The organism is Corallococcus sp. NCSPR001 (assembly GCF_017309135.1).
Lineage (GTDB): Bacteria > Myxococcota > Myxococcia > Myxococcales > Myxococcaceae > Corallococcus.
This window is the reverse complement of sequence record NZ_JAFIMS010000002.1, coordinates 3,550,976-3,566,066: the sequence shown is the minus strand read 5'-3', so window position 1 is coordinate 3,566,066 and position 15,091 is coordinate 3,550,976. Positions and strand designations below refer to the sequence as shown.

Sequence of the window (15,091 nt, the reverse complement as noted above, 5' to 3'; positions counted from 1 at the left end):
GGCTTACGCCTTGACGATCTTCTCGCGGCCCTGGGTGACGCTCTTGGTCGCGTTGCGCGTGTCGATGACGATGTTCGAGCGCTGGACCAGCTCGTTGTAGTCGATGTGCGAGTGGTCCGTGAGGATCATCACCGCGTCGTACTGGTTGAGCGTCTCCGGGTCGAGCGGGACGGACTTCATTTCCATGTTGAAGCCGTGGCCCTTGTGCAGCTCCTTCACGAACGGGTCGTGGTAGGCGATCTCCGCGCCCTTCTCCTTGAGGAGCGTCATCACGCGCAGCGACGGGGACTCGCGGTGGTCGTCGATGTCCTTCTTGTACGCCGCGCCGATGCAGAGGACCTTCGCGCCGTTGAGCACCTTCTTGTTCTGGTTGAGCGCCTCCATCGTGCGCTGCACCACGTAGTAGGGCATCTGCCAGTTCACCTCACCGGCCAGCTCGATGAACTTGGTGTGGAACTCGAACTCGCGCGCCTTCCACGTCAGGTAGAACGGGTCGATGGGGATGCAGTGCCCGCCCAGGCCGGGGCCCGGGTAGAACGGCTGGAAGCCGAAGGGCTTGGTGCTGGCGGCCTGGATGACCTCCCACACGTCCACGTTCATGCGGTCGCAGAGCATCTTCATCTCGTTGACCATGGCGATGTTCACGCAGCGGTAGATGTTCTCCAGCAGCTTGGCCAGCTCCGCCACGCGCGTGGACGACACCGGGACCACTTCCTTCAGCGCGCTGCCGTAGAGGGCGACCGCCACCTCGAGGCACGCGGGCGAGTAGCCGCCCACGACCTTCGGAATCGTCTTCGTATTGAAGCCCTTGTTGCCCGGGTCCTCGCGCTCGGGGCTGAAGGCCAGGAAGAAGTCCACGCCCGCCTTGAGGCCGTTCTTCTCCAGCAGCGGCTTGAGCACCTCTTCGGTCGTGCCCGGGTAGGTGGTGGACTCCAGGATGAAGAGCTGGCCGGGGCGCACGTACGGCGCCAGGGCCTCGCCCGTCTGGATGATGAAGGTCATGTCCGGCTCACGCGACGCGGTCAGCGGCGTGGGCACGCAGATGACCACGCAGTCCAGCTCGCGGGACTTCGCGAAGTCGTTCGTCGCCTTGAGCTTGCCAGCGTTGGTGAGCTCCGCCAGCGGCGCGCTGGGGATGTGCTTGATGTAGCTCTCACCCTTGGCGATCTTGTCGATCTTGCGCTGGTCGACGTCCAGCCCCGTGACCGGGAAGCCCGCTTCCGCGAAGGCCATGCCCAGCGGAAGACCGACGTACCCGAGACCCACCACGCCCACCTTCGCTTCCCGATTCTGAATCCGACCCAGCAACGGGTTGCCAACCATCACGCGCATTGTCGTTACTCCCAGCAGTTGACGTGCGGCCTCGCCGGCTCACACGTCCCGACCCACACCAATCACCTGAAGACGAACACCCACCCCAACCATGCCGGAGGCGTCAGCTGCCTCCGGAACTCCACCGACACCGCCGGCACCACGCGCCCATACGCGGGCGAGTAGCGAGACGGCACGAGCAGGGTCTCCAACCCCTGCCCGAAGAGCACCCAACCCGCGGGTGCATCCGCCGGTCCAATCTCCAGGGCCCGTGCATCGAAGGCCTCCGGGCCCTCCTGCACGCGCCCCGCCCGCGCCACCACATCCGCCGCGGGCTGGCACCACCGCGCCTGCGCATCCGGCAGGTGCAAACGTCCGACCACCTCATGACGGCCCGTTCCGACGAGCCGGTCCCCCACGGCCAGCGCGCGCACGTGCCGGTCGAGGAAGAAAGTCCTCTCAATCCCTACCGGGGCCGGCAGGTGGCGGTAGCCGTCATGGCGCACCACCAACCGGTCATGCTTCGCGCCGGGCTGGAAGGCCACGACGCGAGCCCGGGCATCCTCCGGCAGCGCGAACAGCCGCGCCGGATCCATCGGGGCCTGCTCCGCCCCATCCACCTGAAGCGTGTTGTGCGCCGCGGTGCTCCGCATCGCGTTGCGCAGGGCCGGGTCCCGCGTGTACGAACCCGTGCCTGAATCGACGATGACGGGGCGGCCGGCGAGGTGAAGCTCGAAGGAAAGCTTGTCGTTGTGGCTGTGTCCTCCGACGCCCCGCTGCCCCTGTTTTCCGGCCGAGACGGTGAGCACGACACCCTCACCGCGCAAGATGTGGAAGCCACCTTCCGAAAAGCTTACAGACGCGGGCGCCGGAGCCACGGGCAGCGCGTGGAAGCGCACGAAGCCCGCGTCGCCCAGGAGCCACGCCGCCTCGTCCGGGAACACGCCGCCGCCCAGGCCCGCGTCGTTGAAGAGCGCCGCGCCCAGCCCCGCGAGGTAGCCGTGATCACCATCCTCACGGTCCTGGAACGGGAACATGCGGCCGCTGTCGTTGTCGCCAATCTGCGGCGCCAGGCCGGCTTCCGAAGACCACGCGCGAGCCGCGACGAACATCAGTCGCAGACGCGACTCATACGCGGGGCCCAGTGATACGCCCGCGCCACGAGCGACGAGGTAGGCCAGCGTGAAGAGCTCCACCGACAGGCGGTGGTAGGGAATGGAGCCCTCGAAGGACGTGCCCTCGGGGTGGACCTGCGCCTCCATCTGCGTGCGCAGGCCGTTGGCCGCGAGCGCCACCTGACGGGGCGCGCCGGGCAGCTCCGGGAAGAGCAGCCCCACCACCGCCAGCCCCACGTAGTTGGAGACGAGGTGGTTGTTGGGCACCGCGCTGGTGTCCTCCAGGTGGACCTCCACCCAGGCGCAGTGCTCCGCGAGCGCGCCCAGCACGGGCACCAGGAACTCCGGACGGCGCACCTCCGGCGCGTCCGCGAACATCGCCAGCGCCTGCGCGAGGTTGGCCGCGCGCAGGGCAATCTCCATGGGGCAGGTCCAGTGGACGCCCATGCCCACGGGGTTCGCCTGGAGGAAGTCCAGCGTCTGCGCGACGAAGGCCGTGGCGAAGCGCGAGCGCTCCGCTTCGGTGTCCGCCACCCACGCGCCCTGGGCCAGCGCCAGCGCGCTGTCCAACCGCGCCATCACCCACGGGTACTTCGGATCCATGCCCGTCACGTGCAGCGGCATGCGCTCCACGGGATCCACCGGATAGCGCCGGCCGCTCACCGGCTCCAGGGACCAGTCCACCGGCTTGCCTTCACCGAAGGCCACCTTCGTGCCGAAGACGTCCCACTCCTGACGGAGCGCACGCTCGGCGCGCAGCGCGGTGCGAGCCTTCGCACCCGGAACACTCTGGATGGCGGCGCGAGCGGACTCGCGCTGCGACAGCTCACACCAGGCCCGCGACGTGCGGTGATCCAGCGCGAGCGTCACCAGGTCCTCGGCGCGGGTGGCGCCAAAGGACTCCAGCAACTGCGCCTCGTCCACCTGCTCCCGGCGGCGGTACAGCGCCTGCCGAGCGACCTTCTGGACCCGGCGGACCGCGCTCTTCGCGAGCGCCCCAGGCGCCATCCGAGCCATCGTCGCGTAGTAATCGAGAGTACCCATCCGCCCCTTCCCGCCCAGCCTGACGTGGGCAGGTGATAGCAAGCGGCTGGCCAAAACCTTTTCCCAGCAAGAGCAAGGGTTTGGCGCGAGGGGCCTGCCCGAACGGCGGTAAAAATGTCCGCCCGTGCCGATCACGGTGGGTAAAGGATTGCTGCCTGGTGCGGAACGGAAGTGCTCCCTGGTGGAGCCGTTGCGCCTCTTGACGGGCATGGCCATTCCTTGGCGCGTGCGGGCTGGGGCTTGGATGGGGCGGCGCATCGAGGACGACCTCGATGCCAGGATGGAAACGACGCTGACGGCGGTGGCCGAGCAGGCGCTGCGCGGAGGAACGCGCGCGGGCCTGGAGGCTCTCCTCAAGGCGTCCTTGCGGCTGACCGGCGCGACCGGCGCGGCCCTCTATGAAGGACGCGCGTGCGTGATGAAGGTGGGGAATGTCCCCGCCCGTCGCGCGGATGCATCGAAGAGGCCTTCCGTCTTGGAGCTATGGCCCGCGCCGATGACGACGTCGCAGCGGAGCGTGGTGAAGCGCTTCAGCGCGTTCGCCCCGGCGCTGCTCGCGGCGCACGCGCGCGAGGTGGCCCAGGGCGCGCGGCAGGCCCGCTTGCTCGAAGCGAAGCGGCGCCTGGAGCGCACCGTGGCCCTGCAGGACAAGCGGCGCTCGCGCGCGGCGCACGACCTGCGAACGCCGCTGATGGTCATCAAGGGCTACGTGGACATGATGCTCAAGGGCACCGGCGGACCGCTGGGCCCGCAGGCGCAGCGCTACCTGGAGCGGATCGCCAAGGTCGCCGCGGATCAGAAGGAGCTCATCGACCGGCGCCTGTCGCCGCCGGTGCCGGGCCTGGACGACCTGCGCCCCGTGCTGACGCAGGCCTTCGCGCCCACGCGAAGCCGCGCCGCCCCCACGCTGACGCTGCCCGCGGAACGGACCGTGCCGGTGAGCGGCGCCCCGGCGGACTGGGAGCTGCTCGCCCGAACCCTGGCGAGGGGCACCGCTGGCGCTGTCGCCGTGGACGTCCATTTGAGTCCGGCCCAGGACGCCTCCCAGTGGCTGCTGCGCGTCCGGGCCTGCCCTGGCGCGGCCCTGACGGCGCGGACGCAGGGCATGCTCCAGCAGCTCGCGGAGCGCCTGGGAGGCACGCTGGCCGTGGCCGTGGAGCCCCGGCTGGAAATCACCCTGGTGCTGCCGGGGGATGACGCCTTTCCCGTTGCCGTCCATCGCTGAGGCGCCCCGCGGCTGAAAAACACGGACGCCCTGTCCCTCGCGCCAGGCGAAGGACGGGGCGTCGTCGTCTCCAGGCCTCCCTGCCCTTCTTCAGGCCGCGGAGCTGGGCAGCAGCTGTCGCACGAGCTCCAGGAGCTTGCCGCGCTCCACCTCGCGCTTGACGAGGTAGCCGTCCGCGCCCGCCTCCAGGCCGGCCGCGCGGTCCTCGTTGCTGTCCAGCGAGGTGACCAGGATGATGGGCGTGCGCCGGAACATGGGGTGGCCCTTGATCCGCCGCGCCAGTCCCACGCCGTCCAGCCGGGGCATCTGCCAGTCGCTGACCACCAGGTGGCAGTGCACGCGCTCCAGCACCTGCCACGCCTCCTCGCCGTCCGACGCCGTCACCACCGGGTAGCCGGCGATCTCCAGCAGGGACTTCATCGCGAAGCGCGTGGTGAGCGAGTCGTCGCACACCAGGATGCGCGGCAGCTTGGATTCGCCGCTGGAGGTGCGCGTGTCCGGCTTGGCCGCGCGCAGCAACTCCGGCGCGTTGAGCACCGGCACCACGCGGCCGTCGTCCAGCACCGCCGCGCCCGCCAGGTGCGTGACGTCCCGCAGGTGCTTGCCCAGGGAGCGGACCACCAGCTCCTGCTGCCCCACCACCTCGTCGATGGCGTACAGCACGCGCTCCTCGCCCAGGGACAGGAGCACCGCGGTCTGCCGCCGGCCCGACTCCAGCGCGAGCGGCATGCGCGGCAGGCCGATGGCCTCCGAGAGCGACAAGAACGTGAGCTGCTCGCCGTCCAGCCGCGCCACCACGCGCCCCGCCACCGTGCCCACGTCGTCCGCGTCCAGCCGCAGCACGCGCTTCACGGTGTCGGAGGGAATCGCGGTGACGGTGGTGCCGGTGCGCACCAGCAGGCCCAGCGCCGCCGCCAGCGTCAGCGGCAGGTCCACGATGAAGCGCGTCCCCCTGCCAGCCGTGTACTCCACGTCCACGCTGCCCTGCAGCCGCTGCGCGGTGGCCAGCACCACGTCCAGGCCGACTCCACGACCCGACGTGGAGGTCACCTCGTCGCGCGTGGAGAAGCCCGGCTGGAAGATGAGCCGCGCGGCCTGCGCGTCCGACAGCTTGTCCGCCGCCTCCTGGGTCATCAGGCCCCGGCGCACTGCCGTCGCGCGCACGCGCACCGGATCCAGGCCCCCGCCGTCATCCTCCACGATGACGCCGATGCGCGTTCCCCGCGCCTCCACCCGCACCACCAGCCGGCCCGTCTCCGGCTTGCCCGCCGCCCTGCGCGCCGCGGGCATCTCCAGCCCGTGGTCGATGGCGTTGCGCACCAGGTGCACCAGCGGATCCTTCAGCGCGTCCACGATGCGCCGGTCGAGCCGCACGTCGGTGCCGCCCAGCTCCAGCGCCACCTCCTTGCCCAGCCGCGAAGCCGTCTCGCGCACCGTGCGCCGCAAGGGCTCCAGCACCTGCGAGGCCGGCACCATGCGCAGGTCGCGCAGGTCGTCGCGGATGACCTGCCCGATGAGCGCCTGCTGCTCACCGTCGCGGTGCGCCTCCTTCGCCTGCTCCAGGAGGCGCTTCTGCATCGTGCGCATCAGGCCCACGCCCGTGCGCAGCGGCTCCAGCGCGGGCCCGCCGCCGGACATGGCCAGCTGCGACGCGGCGCGCTCCAGGTGCAGCAGCACCTCGTGCGCCTGGTCCGTCAGCGACCGGAAGCCCTCCGTGCGCCGGCCCAGCTGCGCCCGCCCGGACACCAGGTGCTCCACCTGGAGCGCCAGCGAGTCCAGCGTCTTCACCGACACGCGCACCGCGCGGTCCACCGTCCCGGCCCTGCCTTCGGGAGTCGGGGTGCTCGCGCGCGCCGCGGGCTTCGCCGCCACCGGGACCGGAGCCAGGTTCACGGGCTCGGGCTCCCGGACCGCGTCCGCTTCCTCCGCCACGCTCAGCGCCATGCGCAGGTCCACCAGCGCGCCCGCGACCTCGGACGCCGCCTGTCCCGCCGCGTCCCCGCCCTCCTCCATGCGCGTGAAGCCCAGCGCCGCGGCCTCCGCCAGGGACGCCACCACGTCCGCCTGGACGGCCTCCGCGCTCTGGCGCAGGGCGTGCGCCTGGTCCACCGCCGCGCGCACCGCGGCCGCCCGGTCCTCCACCTTGGGGGACACCAGCGTGCTCAGCGCGTTCTCCAGCGCCACCAGCGCCTTCAGCCCGTCCTCGCCCAACGGGCCGTTGATGGCGGCGTCGTCGGAGCCAGGGGCGGCCGGCTCCTCGTGGCCCAGGGCCTTGAGCAGCGAGGCCACGCCGTCCACCACGGGCTGTTCCCCCGCGTCGCCCCGGTTGAGGGCGTTCTCGATGGCGGACAGGCCCCGGAGCATCGCCTCCACGGCGCCCCGGGAGATGGGCTGCTCCACGTTGACGTGGGACAGCCCGTCCTCAATGGCGTGGACGATGCGTTCGATGTCGTCCAGCCCCAGGCTCGCCGCGGAGCCCTTGAGGCTGTGCACCACGCGCTTGAGCGACGGCAGCAGGTCCGCGTCGCGGGCGCTGGCCGGCTGCTCCAGCCCCAGCACCTTCGACCCGATGGCCTGAATCTGCTCGCGCGTCTCCGCGGCGAACACCGGCCAGATGCTGCGCAGCAACTGCGGATCCATGAAACCCAGTCCCCTCTAGCCGCGCCGTGCGGCCGCCGGGTTGCCCAGCTGTGTGAGGTCCAGCACCGTGAGCCGGTCCGACGTCAGGAACAGGAACGGCCCCGGCGGCGGCTGGGACAGCTCCGCGCGCGGCAACTCCAGCCGTCCGTCCACGACCTCCGCCGCCAGCCCGAACGCCTCGTCCTCCACTTCCACCACCACGACCTTGCTCAGGTCGGACATGCCCCCGCCCTCCAGCCCCAACAGCTGCCGCAGGTCCAGCACCGGCACGATGCGCGAGCGCGACAGGAGCGCCCCCAGCACGTGGCGCGGCGCCCCGGGCAGCGAGCACATCCCGCGCGACTCCAGCACGTGGTCCACGTAGTCGATCTTCACCGCGTAGCGCTCGCCGCCCACGTGGAAGGCGAGCACCGTGACGACCTCCTGGCGCGTCTCATGGCGCGAGTTGGCCAGCGCCACCGCGCGCTGGTGCAGCACCTCGCGCCGCCTGTGGGCGCTCACCACCGTGGCGCCTTCGAGCAGCATCTGGGCCGCGTCGAGCGAGGCCTTCAGCTCGTCGAAGTCGATGGGCAGGAGCTTGCGGTCTTCGTTGGACATGGGCGGGCGGATCAGTACTTCGTGGCCGGCAGCTTGAGGATGTCCCGCACCTTGGAGCGCAGGTCGTCCACGGACACCGGCTTGTTGAGGAACGCGCTCGCGCCGACGAGCTTCCCCTTCTGGCGGCTCGCGTCGTCCTTCAGCGACGTGAGCAGCATGAAGGGCGTGTCGTGCAGCTTCGGGTCGCCCCGGATGGCCGCGCACAGCGCGAAGCCGTCCATCTCCGGCATCTGCACGTCGGAGATGATGAGGTCCGGCTTCTGCTCGCGCGCCCGCTTCAGTCCCACCGCGCCGTTGGGCGCGTCCAGGAAGTCCAGCCCCCACCCCATCAGGTAGACCTGCAGGAGGTTGGTGATGGTCTTCGTGTCCTCCACGATGAGCACCTTCGCCGCCTTGCGTGCCCCACCCGTCACGTTGCTGTTCATAGCTGGTACCTGCCTACAAGTTCAGAGAAGCGCTTCGACAAGATGGAGAGGTTGCCGGCCACCTGCTCGATGCGCCGGGTGCCCTCCACCGAATCACTCATGGCGGACGTCAGCTCGCCCATCGCCGTGGCGATCTGCTCCACGCCAATGGTCTGCTGCCGCGTGTTGCCCGCGATCTGCCGCGCCGCCCCGGACGACTCGCGGATGACCTCCGACAGGCCCAGGATGGTGGAGCCCGCGCCGCGCGCCAGCTCCATCGCCGCCTGGGCGCGCCTGCTGCCCTCGTCCGTCGTGGTGACGGCCACGCGGGTGCCCTTCTGCACCTCCCCCAGGAGCACGCGCACCTGCTCGGCCGCCATGCGGGACTGCTCCGCCAGCGTGCGCATCTCCGTGGCGACCACGGCGAAGCCGCGCCCGTGCTCGCCCGCCTTCGCCGCCTCGATGGAGGCGTTGAGGGCCAGCAGGTTGGACTGCTCCGCCACGTCCTTCACCTGCCCGATGATGTCGCTGATCTGCAGCGTGCGCTCGTTCAGGTCGGTGATGGACAGGGCAATGGCCTTCACCTGTTCGCCCAGCTTCTCCATGCCCTCCACGCTCTCCGTGACGACCTTCTGGCCCTGGGCGCTGAGCGACTCCGACTTCTGCGTCTGGGCAATCACGGCGTCCGCGTAGGACGTGGCCTGCTTGGAGGTCTGGGCGATCTCCGCCACCGTGGTGCTGGTCTCGTTGATGGCGGACGCCTGCTGGTGCGCCATCGCGGACTGCTGCGTGGACGTGGCCAGCACGCCCGCGGCCTCGTGCTCCAGGTCCGTGGCCGCGCCGCGCAGGTCGTGCAGCAGGTGCACCAGCGCGTCCGCCATGGTGGCGAAGCTGCGCGCCAGCTCGCCAATCTCGTCCGTGCCGGTGGTGTCGATCTGCTGGCGCAGATCCCCCGCGGCGATCCCCACCGCCGCGCGGGCCAGCCGCTCCAGCGGCTGGATGAAGAGGCTGGCCATGCCGGCCGCCGCCAGGAGGCCCAGCACCAGCACCAGCAGGCCCAGGCCCGCGGTGCGCCAGGTGCTGGAGGACAGCGACTCCGCCAGCGCCTCGCGGTCCAGCGCCAGCTGCACGGTGCCCACGCGCTTGGGCGCGCTGCCCGGCGGGCCGAAGAGGATGGGCGCCGTCGTCTCCACCACGGGCAGCGTGCCGGCCGTCAGGAGGCGGTCCACCACCCCGTCGCCGTCCGCGGGCTCCACGGCGGCGGCGGTCGAGAACTGCTCGCCCGCGGAGCGCGCCAGCACCTTGCCGCTCGAGTCGCGGATCACGATGTACGCGATGTCCGGCACGCTCTTGAGGGCCGCGTCGGTGCCCAGCTGGAGCATCGCCGCGTCGTTCGACGCCGCGGACGCGGCCACGCTGAACGCCATGCCGATGCCCACCGCGCGCGCGCGCTTGGTGAGCTCATCCAGCAGGCCGTCGCTCATCTGCATCCAGAACGCGAAGGTCAGGATGCCGACCAGCACGATGCCGAAGATGCCCGTGCCCCCGAGGATCTTCGTCCGCAGGCTGAGCCTGGTCGAATCCGCCCCTTGAGGCGACGCCACCTTCAAACCTTTCGCTTCCACGTTGTCCCCACCTCACGTGTACCGGCGCGCGCCATGGCTTCAGCGCGCGCCCTGCCAGCCCATCTGCGAAGGACGGGGGGCCAGCGCCTGCCGCAGGCCTCCCGCCGTCATCGTCGTCTCCACGCCTCGCAGCGGGTGCTCGTCATCCAATCCATCCAGCGCGCGCAGCGCGTTCTGCCGCGCGCGCTCCGCGTCCTCGCGCCTGTCCAGGCGGCTGTAGAGCGCCACCAGCGTCGCATGTCCCAGCGCCAGCTGCGGCTCCAGATACAGCGCCTTGCGCACCGCCTCCACCGCCGCGTCCAGGTCGTTGCGCGACTCGGCCACCATCGCCAGGAGCAGGTACGCCTCCGGGGACAGCGCCCGCGCCGCCTCGCGCGCCAGCGCCTCCGCCTCCTCGAACTGGCCCGCGTGCGCCGCCTCCAGCGCCCGCGTCAGCAGGCCCGCGTCCTGGGCCGCGCGAGCAGCCGGCGTGGCGGCCTGGGCCCGAGCGGCCTCCGGGGCCGGCGTCCGAGGGGTCGCGCGCGGCGCGTAGGCCGGCATGGGCGCGGGGGTGGGACGGCGGGGCTCCAGCCGCAGGCTGCCCGGCGCCGGCGTGTCGCGGCGGGGCTCCAGCCGCGGGCCGTCCGGCACCGGCATCGTCCGGCCGAGCGCGGCGGCGGTGAAGGATGAGAGCGCGTCACGGCGCGGGGCCACGGTCGCGGACTCGCCCGCGAGCCACGGCTGCTCCAGGGGCATGCGCAGGACGGGGGTGCCATCCACGTCCAGCGTCTCCAGCCCCATCCCGTTGGTGAGCGGCACCTCCGCGGGCGACACGAAGAGCAGCCCGCCCGGCGCGAGCGCGCTCACCAGCCGGCTCAGCACCGCGCGCACCAGCTCCGGCGTGAAGTAGATGAGGACGTTGCGGCAGAAGATGGCGTGGAAGCCCAGGGACGGAACCGCGTCCGTGGCCAGGTTGTGGCGGCGGAAGTCCACCGTGCGCACGACCTCCGGGGAGACGGTGTGCTGCGTGTCGTTCCCCGACACGGCCGGGTGCGGCACCAGGAAGCGCTTCTCCAGGTCCGGCTCGATGCGCCGCAGCGACCACGGGCTGTACACGCCGGCCTTCGCGCGCTGCAGCGCCCGGCCGGACACGTCCGTCGCCAGCACGCGGAAGCGCCCGCCGTTGCCCAGCCCCGCGGCCATCAGCGCCATGGCGATGCTGTAGGGCTCCTCGCCGCTCGCGCAGCCCGCGCTCCAGACGTGGAACGGGCCGCCCTGGTGCGCCTTCGCCCGCGAGGCCAGCGCGCGCAGGTGCTCAGGGTGGCGGAAGAAGTAGGTCTCGCCGATGACGGCGTGCTCGATGAAGGCCTCCACCGCCGTCGGCTCGCGGATGAGCAGCTGGCGCAGGAAGGCCACCTCGGACAGGTTGCGCGTCAGCGCCGCGCGGGACAGCGCGGGCTCCAGCGAGCGACGCAGGCTGCTCGCGAGCGTCAGGCCGCAGGCGCCCTGGAGCACCTCCTCGACCTTCGCGAGCGTTGCGTCATCGAGAAGCCCTTCGCTCACAGGCCCTCCGTGCCGTTCAGCAGCGCGCTCGTGCGCAGCAGCGGGCGCAGGCCTTCCGGCGTGCGGCACAGCCCGGCCATCAGCCCGGTGCCATCCCAGGGCAGCTTCTCCTCGCCGCCCTGCGAGCCGTCCACCAGCACCGGCGTCTCCACCAGGTCCTTCACCCGGTCCACCAGCAGCGCCACCATGCGGCCCGCGTCGATCACCACCAGCAGCGAGTCCAGGTCCGGCGTGCGCTTGACGCCCATCATGCGCGCCACGTCCACCACCACCGCCGGACTGCCGCGGTAGACGAATGAACCGGACACGTGCACCGGCGCGCCGGGCAGCGGATCCAGCGCCACCAACCGCACCACCTCCTGCACCTGCTTCGCGGGCACGAGCGCGGTCGTGTCGCCTGCCTCCACGGTCAGGTAGAGGCCCGGCAGGCGGACCTCTCCCTGCAGGGAGGCGAGCTCCTGGCGCAACTGGTTCTGCTCCGCCTCCAGCGCGCTCAGGCGCTGTTGCACGGAGAGCCGGCGCGCCTGCGGAGGAACGGGGACTCTGGGGGTTTCGGCCATCTGAAGAACTCGGCCCACCGAATGGCGGGCAGGAAGAAAAACCGTAATCCGGGAGCCCTGCCCAACGCAATGCGGGCTTACCCGAAGGTCGCGACTCACATCCCCCCCTGCGACCGGGGTCGCGCTTGCCCCGACGTGGTGGATTCCGGACCCCCTCGGCGTGCGCCGCACCGGCGAGTTGTGCTTGGATACGGAGGCGCTGCTTTTGCCGGAGAAACCATGTTGCACGCAGCTTCTAGGGGACACGAATGATCAAGAGCGATTCCCCGAGCCCTGAGGCGCCGGGAACGGATCCGCTCATCGGCCGGACGTTGAACGGCCGCTTCAGCATTCTGGAGCCCCTGGGCGTGGGTGGCATGGGCAAGGTGTACCGCGCCCTGCAAGCACCGCTGGAGCGGGTGGTCGCACTCAAGGTGCTCAACCCCAACTTCCCGAGCAGCCGCGACCCCGGCTTCCAGAAGCGCTTCCTGCGCGAAGCGTCCCTGACGTCGAAGCTGCGGCACCCGAACACCGTCACCGTCATCGACTACGGGCAGACGGACGACGGCATCTATTACATCGCGATGGAGTACCTGGAGGGCCGCACGCTCCAGCAGGTGCTCGGCCAGGCCGGGCCGCTGCCCTGGGCCCGCGCGGTGTCGGTGGCGCAGCAGGTGTGCCGCTCGCTGCGCGAGGCGCACGCGCTGGGCATCGTCCACCGCGACCTGAAGCCCGCGAACATCATGATCCTCAACGAGGCGGATCAGGACCTGGTGAAGGTCCTGGACTTCGGCCTCGTGAAGTCCGTGGCGCCGCAGCAGGAGGGGCCGGTCAGCCCCGAAATCACCCAGAACGGCACGTTCCTGGGCTCGCCGCAGTACATGGCGCCGGAGCAGGCGCGCAACGTGGCGGACGCACGCAGCGACGTGTACTCGCTGGGCATCATGCTGTTCCAGATGCTGATGGGCCGGCCGCCGTTCATCGCGCGCGACCACATTGAGCTCATCTTCGCCCACTACAAGGAGCCGCCCCCCACCTTCCAGTCCGTGCGCCCGGATCTCGCGGTGCCGCCAGAGATTGAGATGGTGGTGCGCCGCTGTCTGGAGAAGGACCCGGCGCGGCGCTTCCAGACGATGGACGAGCTGCTGGAGGGCCTGCGCGAGGCGCACATGGCCGCGGGCGGCAACAGCGGCGTGTTCCGCCGGCTGGGCGGCGCCACGACGACGGGCCCCTACCCCTCTCCGCCGACGACGGGCCCCTACGCGTCCCCGCTGTTCGCCAACGTGGGCAACGCGGAGCCCGCGGACGGCGGGCTTGCGGTGGACATCAGCGTGGAGGTGCCCGCGGACGTACAGCGCGCCCGCCAGCGCACGCTCATGATGGGCGCGCTGGGCGGCGTGATGGTGGCGGGCCTGGTGGGCATCACGCTGTTCCTCCTGCGCGGCGGCGGCGCGGAGGACAAGCCCGCGCAGCCGGCGGCTCAGGCCGCGGCCCCCACGGCGCAGGCCCCGGTGGCGGAGGCGCCCACGGCGGCGCCCGCGCCGGGCAAGGTGCGCTTCCGGCTGATGAGCCAGCCGTCCGGCGCGCGCGTCTACTACAAGGGCAAGGAGAAGGGCGTGACGCCCTTCGTGATGGAGCTGCCCCTGGGCAGCGAGGGCAGCATCACCGCGGAGCTGACCTTCGCGCTGGAGGGCTACCAGACGGAGACCCTCATCACCGGCGGCTCCGGTGAGGTGGTGCTGTCCCAGAAGCTGACCAGGCGCCGGGGCGGCGGTGAGCGCCCGAGCCGCGTGGACCTGGCCAACGCCTCCACCCCCGAGGACTTCGAGAACGTGGCCCCGGCGACGCCGGGTGGGCTCGCGGCGCCGGTGATGATGCAGGCCACGGCCCCGTCCGCCCCCGCGGCCGTCCCCGCCGCGACGTCGGACAAGGCGCTGGGCGCGCTGGGCGCGTCCGCCGCGACGCCGGTCAGCGCGGCGGGCAGCCTGGCGGTGCCGTCACTGACGACCGGCGCGCTCGCGCCCGTCAACCCGAACGCCGTCATCCCCTTCAACGACGCCATGGAGCGGCCGACGCTGCTCGAGGAGGGCCGGGACATCGCCTACACGCGCGAGGCGCTCGCCATCAAGGCGGAGGGGCTCGTGGCGGTCCGCTGCACCATCACCAACAAGGGGCGCGTGGAGAACTGCCGCATCCTGAAGATGGTGCAGCACATGGACAAGGCGGTGCTCGACTCGCTCCAGTCGCGCGTCTACAAGCCCATCCAGTACCAGGGCCGCCCGGCGAACGTGGACTACACGTTCACCATGCGGCTCGTCTCCCCGCGCCGCTAGGGGCCAGTGGAGGGCACGAGCGGCGGCGACGGAGGGACGGACGGGGTGGCGCCTCCAGGAGGCACACCCCAGTCCACCACCGGCCAGCCCCGCCGCCGGGCCTCGCGGCGCAGCCGGTGGTCCGGATTCACCACCACCGGGCGCCCCACCACCTCCAGCACCGGCAGGTCCGAGTACGAGTCCGTGTAGAAGGCGCACGCGGACAGCGGCACGCCCACCTCTCTCGCAGTGGCCTCCGCGTAGAAGCGCTTGCCCTCGCCGAAACACACGGCCCCCAGCGGGCGCCCGGTGTGCAGCCCCGCCGCGTCCACCTCGAAGCGGTTGCAGAGCACGCCGTCCAGGCGCAGCTCGCGCGCCACCAGATCGGACAGGTAGCCCGAGGACGACGTCAGGAGCACCAGCCGGTCCCCAGCCTCGCGGTGGGCTTCCAGCGCCACCAGGGCCCCGGGCCGGTACTGCCCGCGCACGGCCTCCGCGTAGAAGTCCGCGGAGCGCGCCTCCAGGGCCTTCGCGTCGGAGCCCGTGAGCAGCGCCGTGGCGCGCAGGAGCACGTCCTGCATCGCCACGAAGCCCAGGTGATAACGGGCGAGCAGCAGGCTGGCGCGCAGGGCCTCCCAGCGGGAGATGTGGCCCAGCGCCAGCTCGCGGCGCACCCAGAGCGACGCGGAGTTGGCGGCGAGCAGCGTCCTGTCCAGGTCGAAGAAGGCGACAGCCAC

At 71.5% G+C, this 15,091-nt stretch carries 11 protein-coding genes; 2 read left to right on the top strand and 9 right to left on the bottom strand.

The window, feature by feature from the left end:
• Window positions 1-3: 3 nt before the first annotated feature.
• Window positions 4-1,323, bottom strand: a complete 1,320-nt coding sequence (locus JYJ93_RS16480; RefSeq protein WP_277989548.1) for a nucleotide sugar dehydrogenase — start codon at window positions 1,321-1,323, stop codon at window positions 4-6.
• A gap of 71 nt (window positions 1,324-1,394) precedes the next feature.
• Window positions 1,395-3,470, bottom strand: a complete 2,076-nt coding sequence (locus JYJ93_RS16475; protein WP_206792403.1) for an alginate lyase family protein — start codon at window positions 3,468-3,470, stop codon at window positions 1,395-1,397.
• Window positions 3,471-3,750: 280 nt separating this feature from the next.
• Here JYJ93_RS16475 and JYJ93_RS16470 point away from each other — a divergent pair, with 280 nt between their 5' ends.
• Complete coding sequence (locus tag JYJ93_RS16470) at window positions 3,751-4,695, top strand: histidine kinase dimerization/phospho-acceptor domain-containing protein (protein WP_242543831.1); 945 nt, start codon at window positions 3,751-3,753, stop codon at window positions 4,693-4,695.
• A 90-nt stretch (window positions 4,696-4,785) separates the two neighbouring features.
• Here JYJ93_RS16470 and JYJ93_RS16465 read toward each other — a convergent pair whose 3' ends face one another.
• From JYJ93_RS16465 to JYJ93_RS16440, 6 genes are read right to left on the bottom strand one after another with little or no spacing between them, the layout of a single operon-like run.
• Complete coding sequence (locus JYJ93_RS16465; protein WP_206792401.1) at window positions 4,786-7,335, bottom strand: response regulator; 2,550 nt, start codon at window positions 7,333-7,335, stop codon at window positions 4,786-4,788.
• Between the two features lie 15 nt (window positions 7,336-7,350).
• Complete coding sequence (locus tag JYJ93_RS16460) at window positions 7,351-7,932, bottom strand: chemotaxis protein CheW (protein ID WP_206792399.1); 582 nt, start codon at window positions 7,930-7,932, stop codon at window positions 7,351-7,353.
• Between the two features lie 11 nt (window positions 7,933-7,943).
• A complete protein-coding gene (locus JYJ93_RS16455) occupies window positions 7,944-8,357 on the bottom strand; it encodes a response regulator (protein WP_014398150.1) in 414 nt (137 codons plus the stop codon).
• Entirely contained in the window at window positions 8,354-9,961 is a 1,608-nt protein-coding gene (locus tag JYJ93_RS16450; RefSeq protein WP_206792397.1) for a methyl-accepting chemotaxis protein, read from the bottom strand. The genes JYJ93_RS16455 and JYJ93_RS16450 overlap by 4 nt, the downstream gene beginning before the upstream one ends.
• A gap of 39 nt (window positions 9,962-10,000) precedes the next feature.
• Window positions 10,001-11,503, bottom strand: a complete 1,503-nt coding sequence (locus tag JYJ93_RS16445; RefSeq protein WP_206792395.1) for a CheR family methyltransferase — start codon at window positions 11,501-11,503, stop codon at window positions 10,001-10,003.
• Complete coding sequence (locus tag JYJ93_RS16440) at window positions 11,500-12,063, bottom strand: chemotaxis protein CheW (protein ID WP_206792393.1); 564 nt, start codon at window positions 12,061-12,063, stop codon at window positions 11,500-11,502. The genes JYJ93_RS16445 and JYJ93_RS16440 overlap by 4 nt, the downstream gene beginning before the upstream one ends.
• Before the next feature lie 248 nt (window positions 12,064-12,311).
• Between JYJ93_RS16440 and JYJ93_RS16435 the strand changes: the two genes are divergently transcribed.
• Window positions 12,312-14,375, top strand: a complete 2,064-nt coding sequence (locus JYJ93_RS16435) for a TonB family protein (protein ID WP_206792391.1) — start codon at window positions 12,312-12,314, stop codon at window positions 14,373-14,375.
• Here JYJ93_RS16435 and JYJ93_RS16430 read toward each other — a convergent pair.
• On the bottom strand, window positions 14,372-15,091 hold the full coding sequence (locus JYJ93_RS16430; protein WP_206792389.1) for an HAD-IB family hydrolase: 720 nt from the start codon (window positions 15,089-15,091) through the stop codon (window positions 14,372-14,374). The two genes, JYJ93_RS16435 and JYJ93_RS16430, sit on opposite strands and share 4 nt — an antisense overlap.